Genomic DNA, 24,067 nt, shown 5'->3' on the forward strand with positions numbered 1-24,067 from the left:
AGTCAGGGGGTGGCGATGTTCACGGGAAGCCGCGATGACGCGAAGAGAAGAAGGTTGGTTCGCGCGGAGACGCGGAGGTGTCTGGATTGCCGCGCCAGCGGCCCTTTCACCTCGGCGGACGGGAGGATTCCAAGGCGCTGCCGCGCATCTGAAATCTCCACGTCTCCGCGTGAAAAAATCTTCGCGCCATCGCGGCTTCGCGTGAACAGAAACCGCTCAGGCAATGCAGCCAAAAAAAGGCCCGCGCGAACCGATCGCGCGAGCCCTTTCCTTTTCCGCCCGAATGATCGGGCCGGAGGATTACTGGTTGTTCTGACGATGCAGGAAGCGCGGGATGTCCAGCGACGAGTCCGTGCTGCCCTGGCCCGCTTCGTCGCGCGAGGCGCCGCGCGCGGCATTCGACATGCGCTCGAACAGCGTTCCGCCCAGCTTCACGCGCGGTGCGGGCTGTGCGGGCGCTTCACCGGCTTCGCTGCCGGGCGCCAGCCAGCGCCGGCGCGCTTCCTCGCTGCCCGGCGCAGGCTCGGCTGAGGCGGCGGGAGCGGGCTGTGCAGGTGCGGCGGGCACGATCGTGTCGGCGCCGAGGACCAGTTCGTCGTCGACCGCCGGCGCCGCAGCAACGGGGGCCGGCGCAGGCTTGGCGATCGGCGTCGTGATCGTCGCATTGACGGTCGGGGACACGGGCGCGGCAGGCGCCGCGACCGGCGCGGGCTGCTCGACCGGCGCGGCGGGCGTCACGCTCGCCTGGGGCGCGGGCGCTGCCGGCTCGCTGGGGCGATAGCTGGGGGTGTCGTCGCTCTTGCGGGCCATGCCACCCATGCTGAAGCTGCTGCGCTGCGCCTCGCTGGGCGACGGCGCGGCCTTCACGTCGGCGTCGATGCCGGTCGCGACGACCGACACGCGGATGCGGCCTTCCAGCTCCGGATTGAAGGCCGAGCCCCAGATGATGTTCGCATCGGGATCGACCAGTTCGCGGATATGGTTCGCCGCTTCGTCGACCTCGAGCAGGCGCATATCGTCGCCGCCGGTGATCGAGATGATGACGCCCTTGGCCCCCTGCATCGACACGCCGTCGAGCAGCGGGTTGGCAATCGCCTTCTGCGCCGCCTCGATCGCCCGATTGTCGCCGGTGGCTTCACCGGTGCCCATCATCGCCTTGCCCATCTCCTGCATCACAGAACGGACGTCGGCGAAGTCGAGGTTGATGAGGCCCGGCATGACCATCAGGTCGGTGATGCCGCGCACACCCTGCTGCAGCACCTCGTCCGCCATCGCGAACGCTTCCTTGAAGGTCGTGTTTGCGTTGGCGATCAGGAACAGATTCTGGTTGGGGATGACGATCAGCGTATCGACATATTTCTGCAGCTCTTCGATGCCGCCATCGGCCGATTTGGCGCGACGATTGCCCTCGAAGGCGAAGGGCTTGGTCACGACGCCGACCGTAAGAATACCCATGTCGCGCGCCGCCTTGGCGATGACCGGTGCCGCACCCGTGCCGGTGCCGCCGCCCATGCCCGCCGCGATGAAGCACATATGGCTCCCCTCGAGCAGGCGCGACAGATCGTCGATCGTCTCTTCGGCGGCCGCACGACCGATCTCGGGACGGCTGCCTGCGCCCAGCCCCTGCGTGATCTTCGCACCCAGCTGGATACGCCGCGGCGCGATCGACTGCTTCAGCGCCTGCGCGTCGGTATTGGCGACGAGGAAATCCACGCCCTGTACCTCGGCGCGCATCATGTTCGCGATCGCGTTGCCGCCGGCACCGCCGACACCGATCACCGCGATGCGCGGCGTCAGTTCGTCGACCTCGGGTGCGATGAATTCGATGCTCATCCCAATTTTACTCCGCCGTTCCCGGTCGATACGCTAAGACCGGGCCCTGAATGACTGTTAGTGCACCAGCGACCGGCCCGGTGCCAACCCAAAACTGCGCAGCCTTGGGCCGATTTGCTTAATAATTTGCCTTGGCGGCCTGAATCAGCCGCCGAAACAGCCCCACACCGCTCGGCCGGTGTACCGCCTGGTTGGTCGGCGCGATCGTACGCAGGTCGATGGGGTCCGTCGCCGCATAGAAAGCCAGACCGGCGAGCGTCGCGAAAGCCGGGCCGCCATGCGCATCGGGCAGGCCGGTCAGTCCGCGCGGTCGCCCGATCCGGACCGAGCGGCCCAGCGCCTGCTGCGCGTAGTCGGCAATGCCCTTCAGCTCGGCGCCGCCACCGGTCAGCACCACCTGACGCCCGACCGGCCCCTCGAACTTCAGATGCTGGAGCGCCTTGCGGATCTCGCCCATCTGATGCTCCAGCCGCTGGCGGATCACGCCGATCAGCTGCGCCTTGGTGATCTGCATCGTGTCGCCGCCGTCTTCCGCGGAAATGGGCGTCACCTGGATCATGTCGTGATTGTCGCGCGGGGACGCATTGGCCGAGCCGTGGAAGCACTTCATCCGCTCGGCCATCTGGCGACGCGTGCCGAAGGCCGAGGCGACATCGTCGGTAATGTCCGCCGCGCCCATCGGCAGCGAGCAGAGCCCGACCAGCATCCCGCCCGCAAACAGCGAGACATTGGTGATCCCCGCCCCCATCTCGACCAGCGCGACGCCCAGCTCGCGCTCCTCGTCGGACAGGCAGGCCAGCCCGGTCGCGACGGGCGCGGCGATGATCGACTTCACCTCCAGATGCGCCGAACGGACGCACAGGTCGAGATTGCGGACCGGCGAGCCGTCGGCCGCGACGACATGGATATGCACGCCCAGCCGGTCGGCATGGAGCCCCAGCGGCTTCTTCACCCCGGTCAGCCCGTCGAGCGTGTAGAGCGCGGGCTGCGCATGCAGCACCATGCGCCCCTGCGGGTCGATCGAGTTGCGCCCCGCCGCCAGCAGCGCGTCGATATCGCCCTGCTCGACCCGGTGGCCGCCCAGTTCGAACTCGACCTCGGCGACATCGGACACCAGGCCACCGGCCGAAAAGCCGACCCAGACATTCTCGATATTCAGCCCCGCGATCCGTTCGGCCTGTTCGACCGCCTCGCGCACCGCCGCCTCGGTCGCGCCCATATCGGCGATATAGCCGCGCTTGACGCCCCGGCTTTCGCGCTGGCCCGTGCCCAGCACGATCAGCTCGCCGCCATCGCCCTTGCGGGCGATCAACGCGGAGACCTTGGACGATCCGATGTCCAGGGCGGTGATCAGCCCTTCGGGCGCAATTTTCGCCATGGTCCTGCTACCCCTGTGTTTCCCCGGTGCCGGGGGCAGTGTCTGCCTGGCCCTCCGGCGTGGCCGCGCCCCCGGCCTGCGCCGGTTCGGCCAACGCATGATTCTGATTCAAACCGGGCTTTCGCGCAACCAGCTTCGTGGGGTCGCGCATGTCGAACCGCAGCCAGCCGCGCCCCAGCAGCGGCCGCGAGCCGTCCATCGCCGCAAATTTCATCAGCGCGGCCCCTGCCCCCTCTTCGGGCAGCGCCAGCGTCTCGCCGCTGTCGAAGGTCAGGTCCCAGCGGCGATTGCCGATCCAGGTCGCCGCCTTCACCCGCGGTTTCAGCGCGGGCGCGGCGGCGAGCAGCGCCTGATAGGCGGGCTCCTGCAGATTGGCGCCCGGCCCGATGATCAGCGGCAAGTCGGGCATCGCCTCGGGCCGTACCGGCTCCAGCAGCACGCCGCCCGCGTCGATCAGGGTCAACTGGCCATTGTCTTGCCACACCGCCGCCGGGCTCCGCTCCTCGATATCGACGAGCAGCGTGTCGGGCAGGCGACGCGAGACATGCGCGTCCTTGATCCAGCCATAGCGCAGCAGCTTTGCGCGGACATCCTCCAGATTGACGAGCGGCATCGCCCGGCTCTGCTGATCGAGCGCGACGGCATAGACGGTCATCCGGTCCATGCGCTTCAGGCCAGTCACTTCGATCTGCTGGACGCGGAAACCGGCATGGCCCGCCTGTTCGGCGATCGCGGTGCCGATCATGCCGGGAACCCCGATATAAGTCGCGACCGCCAACGCCGCCGCGCCCGCACCGCCCAGGATCGTCCAGGTAACGGCCTTCTTGATCGTCTCTTCGCTGACGGGAATGCGGGCGAGCAACCGCTCGGTCAGCGTCACGCGCTTCACCGGCTGGCGGCGGCGCGGCACCGGGCGGCGCGGCGGTGGCCCGCGCTTGATCGTTCGGCTCATCCCGCGCGTTCCCGTTCGATCGGATTGGCCTTGTACCACGCCAGCGCCTCGTCGACGATCGCCTGGACCACCGCGTCATAATCCATGCCGACATGGCGGCCCTGTTCGGGCACCAGGCTGAGCGGGGTCATGCCCGGCTGGGTGTTGACCTCCAGCAGAAACAGCCCGTCGACGCCGCGCTCGTCGTCCCAGCGGAAGTCGGAGCGCGACGCGCCGCGACAGCCCAGGATGCGGTGCGCCTCCAAAGCGAGCGACTTGCACGCCTCGGCAATGTCGTCGGGGATCTGGGCGGGGCAGACATGTTCGGTCAGGCCGTCGGTATATTTCGCGTCGAAATCATACCAGCCGTTCTTGGGCTTCAGCTCCGTCACGCCCAGCGCGCGGCCGCCCAGCACGGCGGTGGTCAGCTCGCGGCCCCGGATATAGGGCTCGGCGAGCAGTTCCTCGAACTCGCCCCACGGCCCGGCGGCGTCGCGCGCGATCGGGTTGCCATGGTTGCTGGTGTCGGTGACGATCGCGACGCCGACCGACGAGCCTTCATTGACCGGCTTCAGCACATAGGGGCGCGGCAGCGGATCGCTGGCGAACAGTTCCGCCGACTTGACGATACGGCCGCCCGGCATGGGGATGCCGTGGGGCACGAGCGCCTGCTTGGTCAGCACCTTGTCGATCGCAATGACCGAGGTGGCGAGGCCCGAATGGGTGTACGGGATGCCCATCAGGTCGAGCATCCCCTGCACCGTGCCGTCCTCGCCGGGCGAGCCGTGCAGCGCGTTGAAGACCAGGTCAGGCTTGGCCTCGACCAGTTTCGCCGCGACATCCCGGTCCATGTCGATCCGGGTGACGCGGTGGCCGTTCCGCTCCAGCGCATCGGCGACGCCCGCGCCCGACATCAGCGACACCGGCCGCTCCGCCGACCAGCCGCCCATCAGTACGACGATATGCATCACGCGATCCTTGTTCGTTGTTCAGTGGTCCGCTCCATTCCTCCCCAAGCTATGCTTGGGGAGGGGGACCGCGCCCGCAGGGCGTGGTGGAGGGGCAAAGCGCCATTGCCCCTCCACCATCGCTTCGCGATGGCCCCCCTCCCCGCGCAAAGCGCAGGGAGGATTTGGGAGGTGGTCTTCACTTCGCCACCCCGACGCGCTGGATTTCCCATTCGAGGGTTACGCCCGACTGAGCCTTGACCTTGGCCCGGACCTCCTCGCCCAGCGCCTCGATCTCCGCCGCCGTGGCACTCCCAAGGTTCAGGAGGAAATTGCAGTGCTTCTCCGACACCTGCGCATCGCCCAGCGTCAGTCCGCGACACCCCGCCGCATCGACCAGCGCCCAGGCCTTGTGCCCGTCCGGGTTCTTGAAGGTCGACCCGCCGGTCTTCGAGCGCAGCGGCTGCGACGCCTCGCGCGCGGCGGCGATGCGGTCCATCTCGGCCTGGATCGCCTCCGGCGCGGCGGCATGGCCCTGGAAGACCGCCTCGACCACCACCGTGCCATCAGTCAAATTGGAGTGGCGATAGGTATATTCGAGATCGGCGACGCCCAGCGTCTCGACCGTGCCGTCGCGGCGGACGACGGTGGCGGAGACCAGCACGTCCGCCACCTCGCGGCCATAGGCGCCGCCGTTCATCCGCACGAACCCGCCGACCGTACCGGGGATCGAGCGCAGGAACTCCAGCCCGCCAATCCCGGCATCGCGCGCGTTGGACGAAACGAGGATGCCCGACGTACCGCCGCCACAGGTGATACGGTGCCCCTCCCCTGCCCGCGCATAGCTGAACGGCTTGCCCAAACGGATCACGACACCCGGAACGCCCCCGTCACGGACGATCAGGTTGGAACCGAGCCCCAGCGCCATGACCGGCACGTCGCGCCCGAGCCCGCGCAGGAACGCCGACAGGTCGTCGACGTCCCTGGGCTCCAGCAGATATTCGGCCGCTCCGCCCGCCTTGAACCACACGAGCGGCGCCAGCGGCGCGTCGGGGGTCAATCGGCCGGCGGTGTCGGGCAGGTTCATCGGCGCGCCTCGATGGCGCTCGCGAGACCAGCCGCCCATTTCGTGATGTCGCCCGCCCCCAGACAGACGATCATGTCGTCGGCCTGGATCGAGCCCGCCAGTTCCTCGGCCAGCGCATCGGCGTCGGCCACCGTCGCGGTCGAGCGATGCCCGCGCCGCTTCAGCCCCTCGACCAGCGCATCGGCGTCGACGCCCTCGATCGGCTGTTCACCGGCCGCATAGACCGGCGTCACCAGCACACGGTCGGCGTCGTTGAAGGCGGTCTGGAACTCCTCCATCAGATTGCCGAGCCGGGTGAAGCGGTGCGGCTGCACCACCGCGATCACGCGACCGCGCGCGCCTTCGCGAGCAGCGGCCAGCACCGCGCGGATCTCGACTGGATGATGGCCGTAATCGTCGATGACCGTCGCCGTGCCGCCGTCCACCGCGATCTCACCGACCTTGGTGAAGCGCCGCTTCACGCCACCGAACTGGCCGAAACCCTGCTGGATGGTCGCGTCCGCGATGCCCAGTTCCAGCGCCACGCCAATCGCAGCCAGCGCGTTCTGGACATTGTGGCGGCCGGGCATGGGCAGCTCGATCCCCTCGATCGAGCGGCTGGAGCCGTCGCGGTTGCGGATGATCGCCTCGAACCGATTGCCGCCGGGGATCGGCGTGACGTTGACGCCGCGGACGTCTGCCTGCGCCGAAAAGCCATAGGTCACGACGCGCCGGTCGCGCACGCGCGGCAGGATGTTCTGCACCTCGGGGTGATCGAGGCAGAGCAACGCCGCGCCGTAGAAGGGGACGTTCTCGACAAACTCGACGAACGCATCCTTCACCCGGTCGAACGAGCCGTAATGGTCGAGATGTTCGGGGTCGATATTGGTCACGACCGCGATGGTGCCGTCCAGCCGCAGGAAACTGCCGTCGCTTTCGTCGGCCTCGACCACCATCCAGTCGCTGGCGCCCAGACGCGCGTTCGAGCCGTAGCTGTTGATGATGCCGCCATTGATGACGGTCGGGTCCACCCCGCCCGCATCCAGCAGCGCGGCGACCATCGAGGTCGTCGTCGTCTTGCCATGCGTGCCCGCCACCGCGACGGTGGATTTCAGCCGCATCAGCTCGGCAAGCATCTCGGCGCGGCGCACCACGGGGATGCGGCGTTCGAGCGCGGCTTCGACCTCGGGGTTCGACCGGGTGATCGCGGTCGAGGTAACGACCACCGCCGCATCGCCCAGATTGTCGGCGGCATGACCGATGGCGACCGCAATGCCCTTTTCACGCAGGCCCTGCACGACATAGCCCTCCGCCACGTCGGAGCCCTGCACGCGGTAGCCGAGATTCTTCATCACCTCGGCAATGCCCGACATGCCGATGCCGCCGATGCCGACGAAATGGATCGTGCCGATATCCGTGGCGACGCCCTTCATGCGCCTGCTCCCGCCAAATTCCCGTTCCTTTGCGATTTGCCGACCGGCAGGACCATGCGCGGTGCATCCAGGCTTTCGACCAGATCGGCGAGGTCGCTCGCCGCGTCGGGCCGTCCGCAGCTCCGCGCACGACCGGCCGCATTCTCCAGCGCCGCCGGGTCGAGGCCCAGCTTCTGCATCTGCTTGGCCAGCTCGACCGGCGTGAAATCTCCCTGCGCGATGGTACGCGCACCGCCCGCTTTCGTCATCTCGCGCGCATTCACCGTCTGGTGGTCGTCTGTCGCGGAGGGCAGCGGCACCAGGATCGCGGGCCGCCCCGCGACCGTCAGCTCGGCCAGCGTCGAGGCCCCAGCCCGTGCGATCACCAGATGCGCCCAGGCGAGCTGCTCGGGCAGGTCGGGCAGATAGGTGGCGAGGTCGGCCGGGATCTCATGCTCGGCGTATTTGGCGCGCACCGCGTCGATATCCTCGATCCGCGCCTGATGCGTCACCTGCAAACGCCGCCGGAAGGTGACGGGCAGCATGGCGAGGCCATCGGGCACGACCTGGGACAGGATGCTCGCCCCCTGGCTACCGCCGGTGACGAGGACGCGGAAAATGCCGTCCTCCTCCAGCAGCGGATAGGGCCGCGAGCGCAGCGCCAGCACCTGATCGCGGACCGGATTGCCGATCAGCCGCGTCTTGGCGGCGTGCTTGGCGCTCAGCCGCTGCGTATCTTCGTAAGATAGTGCGATCGCGTCGACCTTGCCCGCGACCAGCCGGTTCACCCGGCCCAGCACCGCATTCTGTTCATGGATCGCGGTCGGGATGCCCTCCGCGAACGCCGCCAGCAAAGCGGGCATCGCCGGATAGCCGCCAAAGCCGATCACCGCCGCCGGGCGGAAGGGCTTGTAGAGCTCGCGCGCCATCGCCCGGCCGCGCCACATCTCGCGCAGCGCCTTGGCCCAACCGACCGGCCCGCCCGCAAAGCGCCCGGCGGGCAGGACATGGGTCTGGATATCCTCGAACAGCCCCGGAAAGCGCACGCCGCGTGCATCCGACACCAGCGCCACGCGGTGGCCGCGCCGGGTCAGCTCGGCCGCGAGCGCAGCGGCGGGCACCATGTGGCCGCCGGTACCCCCGGCGGCGAGGACGAAGTTACGGCTCATTGCCCGCTCCACCTGACTACATAGGGGCTGCGCGTCAGGAACGGATTGCGGCGGGTGAATGCCAGCAACAACCCCATCCCGATCGACAGCGCGATCATCGACGAGCCGCCATAGCTGATGAACGGCAGGGTCATGCCCTTGGAGGGTGCGAGCCCCGTATTCACCGCCATCGAGATCAGCGCCTGCGCGCCGAACTGCACGGCCAGCCCGGAGGCGGCGTAGAGCTTGAACTCGTCCTGTTCGTCAAGCAGCTTTACGAATACGCGAACCACGATCGCCAGGAAGACGAGCGCGATGATGGCGCAGGCGATCAGCCCGAACTCCTCGCCGATCACCGAGAAGATATAGTCGGTATGCGCCTCCGGAAGGCCGAACTTCGCCGCCCCGCCGCCCGGGCCCGTGCCCGTCCAACCGCCCGCGGTCAGCGTGTTGTGCGCCGCATTCACCTGGAAATGGTCGGCCGCGCCCTCGCCATCGACATCGGGAAAGAGGAAGGCGTTGATGCGGTTCCGCGCCACGCTGTAGAACATATAGGCCATCACCAGCCCGACCGGCGCCAGCGACCCGATCGCCAGCATCGTGCGAACCGGCGTGCCGGAGATCATCAGCAGCGCGATCCAGACCAGGCAGAAGACGATGGTCTGCCCGAAATCGGGTTGCAGCATCAGCAGCCCGGCGACCAACGCGGTCATCGCCATGGTAATGAGCGTGGCGGGCAGATCCTTTTCCTTGGCCCGCAGCGACAGGATCCACGCGGTCGTCACGATGAACATGGGCTTGAGGAATTCGGACGGCTGGAACTGCGCGATGCCGAAACCCACCCAGCGCCGCGCGCCGTTGATCGACACGCCGATAAAGGGAGTCAGGGCGAGGATGGCGATCAGCACGCCCGTGCCCAGCACCGCCATGCGCCGCGCCGTGACGACCGGCAGCATCGAGACGATGAACAAGACGGGCAGCGAGACGCCGACCCACATCACCTGTCGCCAGAAATAATAAAGCGGCGCAAACTTCCGGTGCTCGCCCGAATAGCGCATCGCCGTCGCCGGGCTGGCGGCGGCGACCGCGATCAGGCCGATCGCGATCAGGAACAGAGTGAGCAACAGCAGCACCCGGTCGATATCCCAAAACCAGGTGCCCAGCGGCGATCGGTCGCCACGCCCGCCGCGTCCCTTGATCGAACCGATCAGGCCGGGGCGCGGGGTGGTCTTGGCGGTACGGTCCTTCACGGCAAAGCCTCCACCGCCGCGCGGAAGGCGTCGCCCCGCGCTTCGTAATCGCGGAACTGGTCGAAGCTGGCGCAGGCCGGGGACAGCAGCACCGTGTCACCGGGCCTCGCCGCCGCCGCCGCATGGCCGACCGCCGTCTCGAGCGTGCCCGACTGCTCGACCACGGGCACCTTGTCCTTCAACAAGTCGAAGAACAGCGGCGCCGCCTCGCCGATCGTATAGGCCGCGACGACATGATCCAGATGCGCGGCACAGGCGTCGAGATCGTCGCCTTTGCGCTTGCCGCCGACGATCCAGTGGACGCGCGGGAAGGCGGCGAGCGCGGGCGCGGTGGATTCGGGGTTGGTCGCCTTGGAATCGTTGACGAACGCCACGCCGGCCCGGGTCGCGACATGCTGCATCCGGTGCGGCAGGCTGGCATAGCTCGCCAGGCCCGCTTCGATAACGTCCTCGGGGATGCCGAGCGCGTGGGCGACCGCAATCGCGGCCTGTGCGTTCTGGGCATTGTGCGGGCCTTGCAGCGCGGGCCACCGGCGCTGGTCGATCACGCCCGGCGCGATGGTGACGAGATCGTCGGTCCGCCCGGCCAGTCCTTGCGCGATATTGGTCGAGGCTTCGTCGCCCGTGCCGACCACCGCGACATGGCCCGCCGACTGCATCGCGAACAACCGCGCCTTGGACGCGGCATAGCCCGCAAATCCGTCATAGCGGTCGAGATGATCGGGCGTGATGTTGAGCAGCACCGCGACGTCGCAGTCCAGGCTCTGCGTCAGGTCGATCTGATAGCTGGACAGCTCCAGCACATAGACCCCGCCCTCGGGCAACGGTTCCTGCCCCAGGATCGGCAGGCCGATATTGCCGCCCATCAGCGTCGGCACGCCCGCCGTCTTCAGGATGTGGTGGACCAGCGCCGTCGTAGTCGACTTGCCGTTGGTGCCAGTGATGCCGACGACCTTGTGCGGCGGCAGGTCTTTGCGCGCTTGGGCAAAGAGTTCGATATCGCCGATCACCGGCACGCCCGCCGCCCGCGCGGCAGCGGCGAGCGGATGCGTGTTCAGCGGCACGCCCGGCGACACGACCAGCGCGTCGAAACCGGCCAGATCGTCAAGCGGCGCGATGGTCAGATCCTCCCCGGCACGGGGAGGGGGACCGCCAGCCGCAGGCTGGTGGTGGAGGGGGGCTTCGGCAGAGGGTATCGCTGGTGGCGCGCCCCCTCCACCAGCTTCGCTGGTCCCCCTCCCCGTGCCGGGGAGGATTGCCTCGCGCTTGGCGGGATCGCTGTCCCAGGCGACCACGCTTGCCCCGCCCGCCAGCAGCGCCGAAACGGTTGCGGCGCCGGAGCGTGCAAGCCCCAGCACCGCGTAACGTTTCCCCGCCCAGTCGCGCAAAACGATCATCGCAGCTTCAACGTCGACAGGCCCGCCAGCGCCAGCACGAAGGCGATGATCCAGAAGCGGATCACCACGGTCGGCTCCGACCAGCCGAGCTGTTCGAAATGATGGTGGATCGGCGCCATGCGGAACACCCGCTTGCCGGTCCGCTTGTAGAAAAAGACCTGGATGATGACCGACATCGCCTCGACCACGAACAGGCCGCCGATGATGCCCAGCACGATCTCGTGATGCGCGACGACCGCGATGGTGCCGAGCGCGCCGCCCAGCGCCAGGCTGCCGGTGTCGCCCATGAACACCGCCGCCGGGGGCGCGTTGAACCACAGGAAGGCGAGGCCTGCGCCCACCACCGCGCCGCAGAAGATCGCCAGCTCGCCCGCGCCCGGGACATGCGGAATGCCCAGATAATCGGCGAACTTCACGTTACCGGCCAGATAGACGATGACCATGAACGCGACGCTGGCGATGATGACCGGCATGGTCGCCAGCCCGTCGAGACCGTCGGTCAGGTTCACCGCGTTGCCGAACGCCACGATCGTGAAGGCGGCGAACAGCGGGTAGAAATAACCGAGGTCGATATACATGCGCGAGGTGAAGGGCAGGTACAGATGCGGGCCGTTCTGCCCCATGATGATCCACGCCGCGATCCCGGCGATGGCGAATTCCAGCAACAGCCGGGTCCGCCCCGAAACACCGGCGGTCGAGGCCTTCCGCACCTTGTCATAATCGTCGAGGAACCCGATCGCGCCGAAGCCCAGGGTCACGAACAGGCAGGCCCAGACGAAGGGGTTGAAGACGTTCATCCAGATCAGGATGGACAGCGTCATGCTGGTCAGGATCATCAGTCCGCCCATGGTCGGCGTGCCGCGCTTGGCGAGGTGCGTCTGCGGCCCGTCGGCACGGATCGGCTGCCCCTTGCCCTGGCGGACGCGCAGCCAGCCGATGAAGCGCGGCCCGATGATCAGGCCGATGAACAGCGCGGTCGCCACGGTCGCGCCGGTGCGGAACGACTGGTAACGGATGAGGTTGAGAAGCCCCGGAAAACCGAGATGCTCCGCGATCCAGTACAGCATCTAACTCACGCCCCGCCCGTTGCGGCGTCGTCGCGCAGGGCCGCGACGACACGCGACAGGCCTACGCCGTTCGACCCCTTGATCAGCACCGCGTCATCCGGTGCGATGATATCGGCCAGCACCTCGCGCGCGGCCTTCGCGTCTGCCACATGGACGAAATCGACCCGCCCCTCAAGCGCGGCGGCCAGCGGCGCCATCGATTCGCCGACCAGCAGCGCCTTTTCGACGCGCGCCGCGACAATCGGCTCGGCCAGCCCCGCGTGATACTCGGCGGAGTCCTCGCCCAGCTCGCGCATCTCGCCCAGCACCGCGACATGGCGGCCCGGCTCCTCGGCCAGCACGGCCAAGGTCGCGCGCATCGAGGCGGGGTTGGCATTGTAGCTTTCGTCGATGACCAGCGCGCCGTTCGCCGCCCGGAACCGCGCGCCGCGCCCGGCAAGCCCGCCAAGCTCGGCCAGCGCCAGGCCCGCCAGGCCCAGATCGCCGCCCGCCGCATCGACCGCCGCCAGCACGGCCAGTGCGTTGGACACCCAATGCCGTCCCGGCTGCGAAAGCGTGAAGTTCAGTTCCTTGTCGCCCAGCTTCGCGGTGACGAAGCTGCCGCCATTAGGCCCGCGCATCGCCTCGAGGGCGCGGACATCGGCGGCGGGATCGAAGCCGAAGGTCACGATGCGGTCGGCATAGGGCTTGGCCGCCGCGATCAGGCGGTCGCAGTGCGGGCTGTCATAGGGCAGGATCGCCGTGCCGCCCGGCTGAAGCCCCTGAAAAATCTCGCCCTTGGCATCGGCAATAGCGGACTCGTCGGGGAAGAATTCGGTATGCGCGGGCGCGATGGCCGTGATGATCGCAATATGCGGGCGGACCATCGCGGTCAGGGCGGATAGTTCGCCCGCATGGTTCATGCCCATCTCGAACACGCCTGCGCGGACGCCCTGCGGCATCCGCGCCAGGCTCAGCGGCACGCCGGTATGGTTGTTGTAGCTCTTGACCGAGCGATGCACCGCGCCCCGCCAGCCGCGTTCGAGCGCGGCATAGAGCGCCTCCTTCGCGCTGGTCTTGCCGACCGATCCCGTCACGCCGATGATCGTCGCCTGGGTCCGGGCTCGGCTCGCGCGCGCGAGATCCTCCAGCGCGCGGAAGCTGTCGGCGACACGGACATGGGGATGGTCGGTCGGCTGGCTGACCAGCGCGCCCGCCGCCCCTTGTGCAAAGGCCTGGTCGAGGAAGCGATGGCCATCGGTCGCCTCGCCGGTCATGGCGACGAACAGGTCGCCCGACCCCACTTCGCGGCTGTCGAAGGCGACGCCCGAGACGGCGAAGTCGGTCGACGCGGTGCCGCCGGTCGCGTCCGCGATGTCACGCGCGGTCCAAAGGCTCATTTGCGCTCCTCGGGAGTCTTGGCGCCGTAGTGCAGCGACAATTTGGGGCGCACCCGGGCAGGCGCTTCCGGCTGGGCCGTATCCGTCGCCGGCACGGGCGGAGTCTTGGTCGTCTTGGCGCTCATGCCGCGCACTCCCGCGCGACGGCGACATCGTCAAAGGGCAGGACGAGGTCGCCGACGATCTGGCCCTGCTCATGCCCCTTGCCCGCGATCAGGACGATATCCTGCTCGCCTGCCTCGGCGATGGCGGCAGCAATGGCCTCCCGCCGGTCGCCGATCTCGATCGCGCCGGTGGCACCCCGCATCACCTGCGCACGGATCGCGGCGGGATCCTCGGTCCGGGGATTGTCGTCGGTCACGATCACCCGGTCGGCCTGCATCGAAGCGACCTGCCCCATCACCTCCCGCTTGCCCGCATCGCGGTCGCCGCCCGCGCCGAACACCACGATCAGCCGCCCGGCCGTATGGGGCTTCAAGGCCGCGATCGCCGCCTCCAGCGCATCGGGGGTATGGGCATAGTCGATATAGACCGGCGCGCCGCTCCGCGCGATGGCGGCCCGCTCCAGCCGCCCGCGCACCGGCTGCAACCGGGCGAGGTTGGCGATGGTCGCCGCCACATCCCCGCCGGTCGCGATGACCAGCCCGGCGGATACCAGCGCATTGGCCGCCTGATAGGCACCGATCAACGGCAGCTGTACCTTGTGAATCTGGCCATGCTCGTCCTCGATCACCAGCCCCTGGCCCAGCAGCGTCGGATGCCGCTCGACCAGCTTCAGCGTCGATCCGCGTTCGCCCACCGTCACCAGCCTGTTGCCACGCGCCCGCGCCAGGTCGATCACCCGCCCGCTCTCGACGACATCGGCCCAGACGACCGCCGTGCCCTCGGGCGACAGCACCTCGGAGAATAGCCGCATCTTGGCCGCGAGATAGGCGCCCATATCGCCATGATAGTCGAGGTGATCGCGCGACAGGTTGGTGAACGCCGCCGCCGACACCTCCAGCCCTTCGGTCCGATACTGGGTCAGGCCGTGGCTCGACGCCTCGAAGGCCAAGTGGGTCACGCCCTCGCGCGCTAAGCCGGCGACGTTGGACAGGAAGGTCACGACATCAGGCGTGGTCAGCCCGGTATAGGTCCGCTCGTCGGCGGTGGTGACGCCGAGCGTGCCGATCGAGGCGGCGTGATGCCCCGCCATGCGCCAGAGCTGGCGCGTCATCTCGACGGTCGAGGTCTTGCCGTTGGTCCCGGTCACCGCCACCGCCGTCGCCGGGAAGGGCGCGAAGAACGCCGCCGCCAGCCGGGCAAAGGCCGCACGCGGCTCGTCGGAGGCGATGTGGACCGCGCCCTGGACCTTCACGCCCGGCCGCGCGACGACCGCCACCGCGCCGCTGCGCACCGCATCGGCGATGAAGTCCTCGCCATTGACCCGCGCGCCCTGGAACGCACCGAAGACGGTGCCAGGCGCGACCTTGCGATGGTCGATCGCAAAACCGGAGACGAGGGCGTCGCCGCCCTCGCCCGTGATGCCGTGATCCAGCTGGTTCAGCCTCATGCCGCGCCTCTCATCGTCCATCCACCGGCGGTGCCTTGGGATCCTGCCACAGGGTCGGCAGGATGTCCGACTCGTCGATATCCTTGTTCGCGTCCGGCACCACGCCCAGCATCGCGCCGACCCGCGTGATCGTCCGCCCGACCACGGGCGCGGCGTTCCAGGCTGCGGTCTTCCACCCACCGGTCTCCTTCGTCCCCTTCGGCGAATCGAGCATCGCCAGGACCACATAGCGTGGCGCATCCATCGGGAACGCCGCCGCGAAGGTAGCGACGTTGCGCGACCGATCATAGCCGCCCGCGACCGCCGCCTCGGCGGTGCCCGTCTTGCCGCCGACGCGGTAGCCCGGCGCATCGCCCTTGCGACCCGTGCCGCGCATCACGATCAGACGCAACATCTGGCGCATCTTGTAGCTGGTCGCCTCGCTCAGCACGCGGCGCCCGGCCGCCGCATGGCCCGGCTCGACCCTCAACAGCGTCGCGGGCCGCCAGATGCCGCCATTGACCAGCGCGGCATAGGCCGAGGCCAGATGCAGCGGCGTCACCGCGATGCCGTGCCCGTATGCCGTCGTCATCGTCGTGGTCCGCGCCCAGTAAGTAGGCAGCAGCGGGCGACCCTTTTCGCGCAGCTCGATATCGGGCTTGGTGTCGAAGCCCAGCTTCTTGAACATCGCCTGCATCCGCTGCGGCCCGATCTCGTCGGCGATGCGCGCGGTGGCGATGTTGGACGAATAGATCAGCGTCTCGGCCATGTTCAGCCAGCGCTTGGGATCGCCCTGTTCGTCATGGATGGTATAGCCGCCGACCTTCAGCGGATGGGTCGCATCGAACCGCCGCGCCATCGAGGTGACGACGCCGTTCTCCATCGCGACCGCCATGGTGATCGGCTTGAAGGTCGAGCCCAGCTCGAACACGCTCTGCGTCGTGATGTTGCGCAGCTCGTCGCTGCCCGCCATGCCGACCCGGTTGGGGTTGAAGGTCGGCAGCGAGACCATCGCGATGACCTCGCCGGTGTGCACGTCCAGGATGATGCCGCCGCCGCCGCGCGCCGAGAAGGTGGTCATCGCGCGGCCGAGTTCGCTCTCCAGCGCGGCCTGGGCGCGGGTGTCGATCGACAGCGCCACCGGCTTGCCGGTCTGGGCCGGGTTGAGCAGCCGCTCGTCGAGCACCCGCTCCATGCCGCTCATGCCGTGCCCGTCGGTCGACAGGAAACCGAGCGCATGGGCGGCAAGGGTGGACTGCGGATAGAGGCGCTGCGTCTCGCGGTCGAAGACCAGGCCCGGCTCGCCGATGGCATTGACCTGCTCGACCAGCGCCGGGCTGGCACGGCGTTGCAGATAGACGAAATTCGCCTTGCGGGTCAGCTGGTTGTAGAACCAGGCTTGGTCGCCGCGATCGGGCATCAGCGCGGCCAGGCGCGCGGCGATCTCCATCGGGTCGCCGATCAGCTTCTTGGGGTGGACGGCGATCGTCCAGCTGTCGATCGTGCGCGCGAGCGGTGCGCCGTTACGGTCGACGATATCGCCGCGCGCCGCCAGCGTCGCGCTGCGGGCCGCCGCATCGGCAGGCCCGGCGAATATGGCCAGCAGCATCAGCCGTCCGATCACGACGAGCACCGCCGCGCCGAACAGCATCATCAACATCATCAGACGCATATGCGTCGTCGCGACCAGCGCGTGGCGCTGGCCGGCGGTACGTTGCGTTCCGGAAGGACGCGCGACCAAAACGCTCAATGCCGCCGCCGCGCTTCAGTCTTGGCCCCCTTCAGAATGTCGCCCAGCGTCGTGTCGGACAGAAGCTGGCGGTCGAGCATCGCCACCGCTTGCGGCCGGACCTTGGCCACGGCGGCGGCGGTACGGACGGTCGCGATCGGGGCGGTCTTGGCACCCTTGGACGTAACGATACGCTCGGAGACGGCGTTCACGACCTGGGGCTTGGGCAGGTCGACCTTGGCGAGCCGAACGACGGGGGCGGGCGCATTGGGCCTGGTTTCGGTCGAGGCGGCATCCGGCAGGGGCGCGGCCGGCGCGGGCTGGGACGGCACGAGCAGCGCGGCGGTCTGCACCGCCCCCTCGGCGGGCCCGCGCGTCACGTCCAGCGAGGCGAGTTGCGACTCGTCACCGACGAACTGACCCGCAATGGGGGCGGTCAGCGCCAGCGTGTCGCCATTCCACTTTTCCAGCTGGACCAGATTGGCGCGGGTGTCGAACTCGGTTTCCAGCGCGCGGATGTCCCGCTGCGCCGCGGCGATGCGCGTATTGACGTCGTCGAGCTTCTTGCGCTCCGCCGCCACCTGGAGGGAGACGAGGTAAAAGCCCAGGACCACCGCCACGCAGCTCCCGAACCACCCGATCCCCTTCAACCGATACGCCGCCGTCATACGCCCAACTCCTGACCCAACTCGCCCCCCGGCGCCCTTCCCCGACCCGTTCCATTCCCCGCCGACCAGGCGGGTGATTCCGTTCGCGTCGCAAACCGCAGCGTCGCCGACCGCGCGCGCGGATTGCGGGCCAGCTCGGCCTCGCCCGCCCGCACCGCCTTGCCGACCTGCGTGAAGCTGGGCGCGCGCGCCGCCGCCTGTTCGGGCAGGTGGCGCGATCCGCCCGGCATCTGGCCGGCGCGTTCGCGAAAGAAGCGCTTGACCATGCGGTCTTCCAGGCTGTGGAAGGTCACGACGACCAGCCGCCCGCCCGGCTTCAACGCGCGTTCGGCCGCCGCGAGCCCGTCGGCCAGCTCGTCCAGTTCGCGGTTCACATGGATGCGGATCGCCTGGAAGGTCCGCGTCGCCGGGTCCTTCTTGTCATGCGGGCGATAGCCGAGCGCGCGGCGGACCACGGCGGCAAGTTCGCCGGTGCGGGTCAGCGGGCGCGCGGCGACGATCGCCTGCGCGACCCGGCGCGAACGCGGCTCCTCGCCATAATGATAGAGGACGTCGGCGATCGCGCCCTCGTCGGCGGTGTTCAGGAAATCCGCCGCCGACTCGCCCGCCTGCGCCATGCGCATGTCGAGCGGACCGTCGCCCTGGAACGAGAAGCCGCGCTCGGCCTGGTCGAGCTGCATCGAGGATACCCCGATGTCCAGCACCACGCCATCGACCCGCTCGTCCAGCGCCTGGTCCAGCCCCGAAAATTCGCGGTGGACCAGCGTCAGGCCCGGCTGCTCGGCGACCAGGGCCTGACCATTGGCGATCGCGTCGGGATCGCGGTCGAACGCGATGACCGCCGCGCCCCGGCCCAACATCGCGCGGGTATAGCCACCCGCGCCGAACGTGCCGTCGACATGCGTCTCGCCGGGGGCGATGGCGAGCGCGTCGAGGACTTCGTCGAGCAGGACCGGAATGTGCGGGGCGTCGGTCACAGGACGATCCCCTTTTCCTGGCAGTGGAAGCGCGCGGCCGAGATCATCTTGGGCGGCAGGCCCGGCGTATCGACCAGCGTCTTGGGGTCCCAGATTTCGATATAGTCGAACGTGCCCCAGAAAAAGGCATGGCTCGCGATCCCGGCATGGAAACGTGGAAAGCCCGGCATGATGAAACGGCCGGAGCCGTCAAAGGGCACCGCCTCGCCATTCGCCAGGTCGCGCTTGATGTTATAGTCGATCCGGCCATCGGGGCCGCGCGACATCTCGGTCCGCGCGTCCAGCTCTTTCTTCAGCACGGCAACATAACCCGGGTCATACGCGATCAGGCAGCGCTCTGTTTCGTGGACAGCGATGATGATGGTCCCGCCATCTTTTCCGTCAGGACGCGGCGCGTTCTGAGCCAGGGTGGAGCGGAGTGCATTGGGGATGGCCACGCGGCCCTTGTCGTCGACAAGGCCAATGCCACTTCCCTGATACAAACCCCTATCGGACACGCCAACCTCGCACATGGCGCGCACGGCCTCACCGCCTCGGAATCCGACCCTCGCCGAAGCCCGACCATTTCTGGACCACAGTGAGCCTGCCCCTCTGTTGGATTTTGTTTACCTATAGCAGAAGCGGGAGGCAACGGGATTTTTGGGGATAAACGGGGAAATCACCCCTAGAAGACGGAATATGCGACGAACAACTGGGCGCAGCGCGGGAGCGGCTGCAACGCCCCTGCCCCGAAAAAGCGCGAGATTCCGCCCCTTCGACCACCTTTCCCCGGATTTCCCCGTCAAAACCGACAACGAACCCGATCACCGTGAACTTAATTTCGATTAAGCGAAAAGGCCGGCACGGCCACGATCGAGCGACCCTCGGATCGCCGGATTCGGGATGGAGGCCGCGCGGCGGCTCAGCGCGTGGGCGCGGCGGGAGCCTGGGCGTTGACGGGTGCCGGCGCGACGCCCAGTTCGGCCAGGGGTTCGCTGGTGGGGACTGTCGTGGCGTTGGCGACGGCCATGTCGGCCACGACATTGGACTGCGCCGCGCCGGCCATGGCGGCAGGTGGCTCGTCCCGGTTGAGTGAGCCCAGGATGGTGCTGGCGATCCCGATCAACAGGATCACGGCGGCCAAGCCGATCATGCCGACTTTCACACGTTGCATGATATGATGATGGTCGGGCGATTTCATGGAATTCGGCGATACTATCCTGCGCACGGCGTCCTGTCGACCTTCGGCGCGAGGAAAGGCCCTCGCGCCTATAGACCCTTTTCCGCTCGCCACGCGGGATTGTGGAGCGTGGAGAGGTAGCGAAACCCGGTATCGCACAAAATGGTTGCAATACGCTTATCGGGCCCCAGCGCCTTAGCCAGCGCGACCGCGCCCGCGACATTGATGCCCGAGGACAGGCCCAGACACAGCCCCTCCTCGCTCAACAGTCGCTGGACCCAGTACCAGCCTTCGGCGTCCGAAATCCGGAATTGGGTGTCGATCGGCGCGCCTTCAAGATTGGCGGTGATCCGCCCCTGGCCGATCCCCTCGGCAACCGAAGACCCTTCCGACTTCAATTCGCCATGCGCATAATAGTCGTACAGCGCCGCGCCATGCGGATCGCTGAGCGCGATGGTGATCGACTCGTCATGCGCCTTCAGCCCCATGCCCACGCCCGCCAGCGTGCCGCCCGTCCCCGCCGCGCAGGTGAAGCCATCGATCCGGCCGCCCATCTGGTTCCAGATTTCCTCGGCCGTGCCGACGATATGCGCGCGGCGATTGGCGATATTGTCGAACTGGTTGGCCCAGATCGCATTGTCCGTTTCCTCGGCGATCCGGCGCGAGGTGTGGACGAAATGACAGGGGCTGGAATAGGGCGCGGCGGGTACCAGGACCAGTTCGGCCCCCAGCGCGCGCAGCGTGTCCATCTTCTCGCGGCTCTGCGTCTCGGGCATCACGATGATCGTGCGATAGCCCTTGGCGTTCGCCACCAGCGCCAGGCCGATGCCGGTATTGCCCGCCGTGCCCTCGACGATGGTGCCGCCGGGACGCAAGGCCCCGCGCGCCTCTGCATCCTCGACGATGAACAGCGCGGCGCGATCCTTCACGCTGGCGCCGGGATTGGCGAATTCGCATTTGCCGTAAATGTCGCAGCCGGTGGCGTCGCTCGGTCCTTTCAGGCGGACGAGCGGGGTGTTGCCGATCAGGGCCAGCGTGTCGGAGGTCACATCCATGCCCGCTAGATGGCCCCTGCCCGGCTTTCCGGCAAGCAAAGCCTTGCTTGGGCGGGGCCAAGCGCGGGGCATAGCACCCCGATTGACGGGACATTCACCGCATGACGTGAAGGTCATGCTTGACGCCGGGTTGCTGCATTTGCGAAGCAGCACCTCGCTATGAAAAGCCTTCTCCCCGTCTTCATCGCCGCACCGTTGCTCGCCCTGGCAGCGTGCAATTCCAAGCCCTCCCAGCCCGAGGTCGTGGACACCAATCCCGACCCCATGGCGAATGTGCTCGCCAACAGCGCGCCGGTCGAACTGCCGCCCGCGATCAAGGCGGAAAAGAGCCTCCGCTGCAAGGACAACAGCCTCGTCTATGTCACCTTCTTCCAGGGCGACAAGCAGGCCAATGTCCGCCTGAAGGAAGGCGAGACCCCGGTGGTGCTGAAGGCACCCGCCGCCGGCGAGCCGCTGACCGCCGAGGGCGGGTGGAAGATGACGGGCGACGAAAAGTCGATCACCCTGACCACCCCGAAAAAGGCGGCGCAGGTCTGCCACATCTGATCCTTTCCGTCGGTTGATCGACGATAAGGACTTGATCGAAATCCGGCCGGCGGGGATATCTCCGTCGGCCTTTTTCATGGGCCTGGACAGGAAGGTAGGCAGGGACGTCGTGGCCGCGATCGCGATCTACAGCCTGAAAGGGGGCGTGGGGAAGACCAGCATGGCGGTCAACCTGGCCTGGTGCGCCGCCAGCCTGTGCGCGCGCCGGACGCTCCTGTGGGACCTCGATCCGCAAGCCGCCTCGACCTGGCTGCTGGGCGGCTCCGCCCCCGGCGATCAGGCCCAGGCGATCTTTTCGCGCGACATCGCGGTCGACCGGCTGATCCGCCAGACGGACATTTCCCGCCTTTCCCTGGTCGGCGCCGACGATTCGCTGCGTGGCCTCGACCTGCTGTTCCATGCGATCGACAAGAAGAAGCGGCTGGGCAAGCTGATCGAGGGGCTGGACGACTATGACAGCGTGATCCTCGATTGCCCGCCGGGGCTGACCGAGACAACCGAACAGGTGCTGCGCGCGGTCGACCTGATCGTGGTCCCGGTCGTTCCCTCGGCGCTGTCGACACGTGCGCTGGAGGTGGTGGACGGCCATGTCCGGGGGCGCGTGCCCCTGCTGCCCGTCCACGTCATGGTCGATCGCCGCCGTCGCCTTCATGCCGAGGCGCTGGCGCAACATCCCGACTGGCCGGTCGTCCCGATGGCCAGCTTGGTGGAGGCGATGGGCGAGTACCGCGCCCCGCTCGGCGCCTTCGCCCCCCGAAGCGCCGCGGCCAAGGCCTATGCCGATCTGTGGCGGACGATCGAAAAGCGGATGGCGACGCGGTGACCCGTCGCGAGGAGCCCGGCACCGCAGAGCGGCTGACCCCGCATCTGGTACTGGGCGCCTATGCCGTCGGTGTGTTTCCGATGGCCGATACGCGGACCACCGACCACGTCTATTGGGTCGAGCCGCGCAAGCGGGCGGTGCTGCCGCTCGACGGGTTCCACCTGTCCCGCTCGCTACGCAAGACGGTGGCGCAGGACCGGTTCCGCATGACCGCCGACACCGCGTTCGAATCGATCATCCGGCTATGCGCGGAAAGCGTCCCCGACCGGCCCGAGACCTGGATCAACTATGCGATCGAACGGGTGTTCATCGACCTGTTCGACATGGGTTTTGCCCATTCGATCGAATGCTGGGACGGCGACGAGCTGGTCGGCGGCCTTTATGGCCTGGCGCTGGGTCGCGCCTTTTTCGGCGAGTCGATGGTCAGTCGCCGGACCGATGCGTCGAAGGTCGCACTGGTCTGGCTGGTCGCCCGTCTGCGTGCCGGGGGCTATACCCTGCTCGACTGCCAGTTCCAGACCCCGCATCTGTCGACCATGGGCGCGGTCGAGATCGGGCGCGACGATTATGTCGCGCTCCTGTCCGACGCGTTGGCGGGCGCGGTCGGGCCGGGCGCGTCTGCTGCGGGCGTATCGGCCTCGGGCGATTTTGCGGCGCTCGACCGCTTGGGCGCGCTACCTGGCAGCGATGCCGGGACCGTATCCGGCCCGGTTTCGGGCCAGGACATCGTGCAGCTCTTCGCCCAGACGTCATAGACCGGGTGCAGCACCACGTTGAGCGCCGGACGCTCTTTGTAAAGCCAGCCTGAGAAGACCCGCTTCCAGCGCTGATCCGCGCCGCGCACATCCAGCTGGACAAAGGCCCCGGTCAGGGGCTCGGCCTCCCAGGACGCCGTCTTTTCGCAGGCGCGCAGGCGAACGATCACATCGCCCACCCGAATCGCCTGGCCGGGCTTCAGCGTCAGGTCGCGCGAGACGCCGTTGCGCTTGTTGAGCAGGCCGACCACCGCGACCCGTTCGGCCATCGGCGTACCGCCGGTCGGCAAGGTCGCCTGGGTTCCATCGACCGATTCGATCCCCGATGCGGCACCGGGACGATCGGGCAGAATCTGGCTGACCGACGATTCGGAGGCATCCTGGCCGCCCTTGTCGGTCAGCGCATTATAGCCGAACCAGCCGCCGACACCCAGCAAGGCGACCAGCGCACCGCTGGCCAGCCAGCGTGTGGTCTTCACCCCTCGGGCGTCCAGGCTTCGTAATCGCCGGTCGCGGCCTGGCGCACGCCACCCTTTTCCAGCGCGCCGGACGGCCGATAGGCCATCGCGGTGCCGGTCAGGTTCGGCAGCGCAGGTTTCTGCCACGCGCGACGCGGCGGCAGCGAGCGGTCGGGCACGTCCTCGACCTGATGATGCAGCCAGCTGAACCATTCCGCCGGAACCCGGCTGGCATCGTTCGAGCCCTTGTAGATCACCCAGCGGCGCGGGCGACCGGCGGTGTCGCGGCCGCCCTCATAATAGACGTTGCCATGCGCGTCCTCGCCCACCTGCGCCTTGCCGCGCAGACCGAACCAGGTGCCGATGGTGGCGCCGTTCCACCAGGTGAAGGGATTGAGGTTGATGCCCATGACGCGCCGTGTAGCCCGCCTATCGCCGCCCTTCAACCGCGTTCGTGTGGGGAAGCGACCGGCACGCCGGCGATCTACGCCCCTTAAGCCCCTCCTCCCGGCAGGGGGGAGGGGCTTAAGGCTGTCTCTTATACACATCTGACGCTGC

23 protein-coding genes and 1 pseudogene are annotated in these 24,067 nt (G+C 68.1%); 3 read left to right on the forward strand and 21 right to left on the reverse strand.

Translation table 11 applies throughout. The features are described 5' to 3' along the window. Positions 1-300: 300 nt before the first annotated feature. From ftsZ to QZ546_RS14575, 19 genes are all read right to left on the reverse strand, one after another. Entirely contained in the window at positions 301-1,833 is a 1,533-nt protein-coding gene (gene ftsZ / locus QZ546_RS14485) for a cell division protein FtsZ (RefSeq protein WP_294238968.1), read from the reverse strand. Positions 1,834-1,951: 118 nt separating this feature from the next. Further along, positions 1,952-3,211 (reverse strand): cell division protein FtsA, encoded by a 1,260-nt coding sequence (gene ftsA / locus QZ546_RS14490; RefSeq protein ID WP_294238971.1) that lies wholly within the window; start codon positions 3,209-3,211, stop codon positions 1,952-1,954. A 7-nt stretch (positions 3,212-3,218) separates the two neighbouring features. Further along, a complete protein-coding gene (locus QZ546_RS14495; protein WP_294238974.1) occupies positions 3,219-4,163 on the reverse strand; it encodes a cell division protein FtsQ/DivIB in 945 nt (314 codons plus the stop codon). Beyond that, on the reverse strand, positions 4,160-5,110 hold the full coding sequence (locus tag QZ546_RS14500; protein WP_294239026.1) for a D-alanine--D-alanine ligase: 951 nt from the start codon (positions 5,108-5,110) through the stop codon (positions 4,160-4,162). The genes QZ546_RS14495 and QZ546_RS14500 overlap by 4 nt, the downstream gene beginning before the upstream one ends. 178 nt (positions 5,111-5,288) lie before the next feature. Then, positions 5,289-6,176 carry a UDP-N-acetylmuramate dehydrogenase gene (murB, locus tag QZ546_RS14505; protein WP_294238977.1) on the reverse strand — a complete coding sequence of 296 codons (888 nt, stop codon included), beginning with the start codon at positions 6,174-6,176 and terminating at the stop codon, positions 5,289-5,291. Next, positions 6,173-7,588, reverse strand: coding sequence for a UDP-N-acetylmuramate--L-alanine ligase (murC, locus tag QZ546_RS14510; protein ID WP_294238979.1), 1,416 nt, complete (start codon positions 7,586-7,588; stop codon positions 6,173-6,175). Before murC ends, murB begins: the two co-directional genes overlap by 4 nt. Then, positions 7,585-8,736 carry an undecaprenyldiphospho-muramoylpentapeptide beta-N-acetylglucosaminyltransferase gene (murG, locus tag QZ546_RS14515; protein ID WP_294238982.1) on the reverse strand — a complete coding sequence of 384 codons (1,152 nt, stop codon included), beginning with the start codon at positions 8,734-8,736 and terminating at the stop codon, positions 7,585-7,587. The genes murC and murG overlap by 4 nt, the downstream gene beginning before the upstream one ends. Beyond that, entirely contained in the window at positions 8,733-9,965 is a 1,233-nt protein-coding gene (locus QZ546_RS14520) for a putative peptidoglycan glycosyltransferase FtsW (protein ID WP_294238985.1), read from the reverse strand. The genes murG and QZ546_RS14520 overlap by 4 nt, the downstream gene beginning before the upstream one ends. Beyond that, positions 9,962-11,362, reverse strand: coding sequence for a UDP-N-acetylmuramoyl-L-alanine--D-glutamate ligase (murD, locus tag QZ546_RS14525; RefSeq protein WP_294238987.1), 1,401 nt, complete (start codon positions 11,360-11,362; stop codon positions 9,962-9,964). The genes QZ546_RS14520 and murD overlap by 4 nt, the downstream gene beginning before the upstream one ends. After that, positions 11,359-12,429: a phospho-N-acetylmuramoyl-pentapeptide-transferase gene (gene mraY / locus QZ546_RS14530; RefSeq protein WP_294238989.1), complete on the reverse strand. Its 1,071-nt coding sequence runs from the start codon at positions 12,427-12,429 to the stop codon at positions 11,359-11,361. The genes murD and mraY overlap by 4 nt, the downstream gene beginning before the upstream one ends. 5 nt (positions 12,430-12,434) lie before the next feature. Further along, the gene (gene murF / locus QZ546_RS14535) at positions 12,435-13,808 is read right to left on the reverse strand and encodes a UDP-N-acetylmuramoyl-tripeptide--D-alanyl-D-alanine ligase (RefSeq protein ID WP_294238992.1); all 1,374 of its coding nucleotides are present in this window, start codon (positions 13,806-13,808) and stop codon (positions 12,435-12,437) included. Beyond that, positions 13,805-13,933, reverse strand: a complete 129-nt coding sequence (locus QZ546_RS14540; RefSeq protein ID WP_294238995.1) for a hypothetical protein — start codon at positions 13,931-13,933, stop codon at positions 13,805-13,807. The genes murF and QZ546_RS14540 overlap by 4 nt, the downstream gene beginning before the upstream one ends. Continuing rightward, positions 13,930-15,360: a UDP-N-acetylmuramoyl-L-alanyl-D-glutamate--2,6-diaminopimelate ligase gene (locus QZ546_RS14545; RefSeq protein ID WP_294238998.1), complete on the reverse strand. Its 1,431-nt coding sequence runs from the start codon at positions 15,358-15,360 to the stop codon at positions 13,930-13,932. Before QZ546_RS14545 ends, QZ546_RS14540 begins: the two co-directional genes overlap by 4 nt. Positions 15,361-15,370: 10 nt before the next feature. Further along, positions 15,371-17,089, reverse strand: coding sequence for a penicillin-binding protein 2 (locus tag QZ546_RS14550; protein WP_294239001.1), 1,719 nt, complete (start codon positions 17,087-17,089; stop codon positions 15,371-15,373). Next, positions 17,086-17,736 (reverse strand): hypothetical protein, encoded by a 651-nt coding sequence (locus QZ546_RS14555; protein WP_294239003.1) that lies wholly within the window; start codon positions 17,734-17,736, stop codon positions 17,086-17,088. The genes QZ546_RS14550 and QZ546_RS14555 overlap by 4 nt, the downstream gene beginning before the upstream one ends. Further along, a complete protein-coding gene (gene rsmH, locus QZ546_RS14560; RefSeq protein WP_294239005.1) occupies positions 17,733-18,713 on the reverse strand; it encodes a 16S rRNA (cytosine(1402)-N(4))-methyltransferase RsmH in 981 nt (326 codons plus the stop codon). The genes QZ546_RS14555 and rsmH overlap by 4 nt, the downstream gene beginning before the upstream one ends. Then, positions 18,710-19,012, reverse strand: coding sequence for a division/cell wall cluster transcriptional repressor MraZ (locus tag QZ546_RS14565; protein ID WP_294239008.1), 303 nt, complete (start codon positions 19,010-19,012; stop codon positions 18,710-18,712). The genes rsmH and QZ546_RS14565 overlap by 4 nt, the downstream gene beginning before the upstream one ends. 602 nt (positions 19,013-19,614) lie before the next feature. Then, on the reverse strand, positions 19,615-19,845 hold the full coding sequence (locus QZ546_RS14570) for a hypothetical protein (protein WP_294239009.1): 231 nt from the start codon (positions 19,843-19,845) through the stop codon (positions 19,615-19,617). Positions 19,846-19,961: 116 nt separating this feature from the next. Next, entirely contained in the window at positions 19,962-20,927 is a 966-nt protein-coding gene (locus tag QZ546_RS14575) for a cysteine synthase A (RefSeq protein WP_294239011.1), read from the reverse strand. Between the two features lie 159 nt (positions 20,928-21,086). Between QZ546_RS14575 and QZ546_RS14580 the strand changes: the two genes are divergently transcribed. The 3 genes from QZ546_RS14580 to aat all read left to right on the forward strand — a co-directional run bounded on the left by QZ546_RS14580 (position 21,087) and on the right by aat (position 23,051). Further along, the gene (locus QZ546_RS14580) at positions 21,087-21,473 is read left to right on the forward strand and encodes a hypothetical protein (protein WP_294239012.1); all 387 of its coding nucleotides are present in this window, start codon (positions 21,087-21,089) and stop codon (positions 21,471-21,473) included. Between the two features lie 109 nt (positions 21,474-21,582). Next, positions 21,583-22,296, forward strand: a complete 714-nt coding sequence (locus QZ546_RS14585) for a ParA family protein (RefSeq protein ID WP_294239014.1) — start codon at positions 21,583-21,585, stop codon at positions 22,294-22,296. After that, positions 22,293-23,051 carry a leucyl/phenylalanyl-tRNA--protein transferase gene (gene aat, locus QZ546_RS14590; protein ID WP_294239016.1) on the forward strand — a complete coding sequence of 253 codons (759 nt, stop codon included), beginning with the start codon at positions 22,293-22,295 and terminating at the stop codon, positions 23,049-23,051. Before QZ546_RS14585 ends, aat begins: the two co-directional genes overlap by 4 nt. Before the next feature lie 35 nt (positions 23,052-23,086). On the opposite strand, the pseudogene QZ546_RS14595 reads toward aat, so the two are convergent. Then, a pseudogene (locus QZ546_RS14595) lies at positions 23,087-23,320 on the reverse strand (DUF2155 domain-containing protein); the annotation flags it as partial. 206 nt (positions 23,321-23,526) lie between these two features. Further along, positions 23,527-23,919: an NADH:ubiquinone oxidoreductase subunit NDUFA12 gene (locus tag QZ546_RS14600; RefSeq protein ID WP_294239019.1), complete on the reverse strand. Its 393-nt coding sequence runs from the start codon at positions 23,917-23,919 to the stop codon at positions 23,527-23,529. Positions 23,920-24,067: the final 148 nt, after the last annotated feature.

Source organism: uncultured Sphingomonas sp. (genome assembly GCF_913062585.1).
Classification (GTDB): domain Bacteria; phylum Pseudomonadota; class Alphaproteobacteria; order Sphingomonadales; family Sphingomonadaceae; genus Sphingomonas.

Coding starts and splice junctions, on each gene's coding strand:
- ftsZ (WP_294238968.1), bottom strand. CDS start 1,833: ATGAGCATCGAATTCATCGCACCCGAGGTCGACGAACTGACGCCGCGC.
- ftsA (WP_294238971.1), bottom strand. CDS start 3,211: ATGGCGAAAATTGCGCCCGAAGGGCTGATCACCGCCCTGGACATCGGA.
- QZ546_RS14495 (WP_294238974.1), bottom strand. CDS start 4,163: ATGAGCCGAACGATCAAGCGCGGGCCACCGCCGCGCCGCCCGGTGCCG.
- QZ546_RS14500 (WP_294239026.1), bottom strand. CDS start 5,110: ATGCATATCGTCGTACTGATGGGCGGCTGGTCGGCGGAGCGGCCGGTG.
- murB (WP_294238977.1), bottom strand. CDS start 6,176: ATGAACCTGCCCGACACCGCCGGCCGATTGACCCCCGACGCGCCGCTG.
- murC (WP_294238979.1), bottom strand. CDS start 7,588: ATGAAGGGCGTCGCCACGGATATCGGCACGATCCATTTCGTCGGCATC.
- murG (WP_294238982.1), bottom strand. CDS start 8,736: ATGAGCCGTAACTTCGTCCTCGCCGCCGGGGGTACCGGCGGCCACATG.
- murD (WP_294238987.1), bottom strand. CDS start 11,362: ATGATCGTTTTGCGCGACTGGGCGGGGAAACGTTACGCGGTGCTGGGG.
- mraY (WP_294238989.1), bottom strand. CDS start 12,429: ATGCTGTACTGGATCGCGGAGCATCTCGGTTTTCCGGGGCTTCTCAAC.
- murF (WP_294238992.1), bottom strand. CDS start 13,808: ATGAGCCTTTGGACCGCGCGTGACATCGCGGACGCGACCGGCGGCACC.
- QZ546_RS14540 (WP_294238995.1), bottom strand. CDS start 13,933: ATGAGCGCCAAGACGACCAAGACTCCGCCCGTGCCGGCGACGGATACG.
- QZ546_RS14545 (WP_294238998.1), bottom strand. CDS start 15,360: ATGAGGCTGAACCAGCTGGATCACGGCATCACGGGCGAGGGCGGCGAC.
- QZ546_RS14555 (WP_294239003.1), bottom strand. CDS start 17,736: ATGACGGCGGCGTATCGGTTGAAGGGGATCGGGTGGTTCGGGAGCTGC.
- QZ546_RS14570 (WP_294239009.1), bottom strand. CDS start 19,845: ATGATCGGCTTGGCCGCCGTGATCCTGTTGATCGGGATCGCCAGCACC.
- QZ546_RS14575 (WP_294239011.1), bottom strand. CDS start 20,927: ATGGATGTGACCTCCGACACGCTGGCCCTGATCGGCAACACCCCGCTC.
- QZ546_RS14580 (WP_294239012.1), top strand. CDS start 21,087: ATGAAAAGCCTTCTCCCCGTCTTCATCGCCGCACCGTTGCTCGCCCTG.
- QZ546_RS14600 (WP_294239019.1), bottom strand. CDS start 23,919: ATGGGCATCAACCTCAATCCCTTCACCTGGTGGAACGGCGCCACCATC.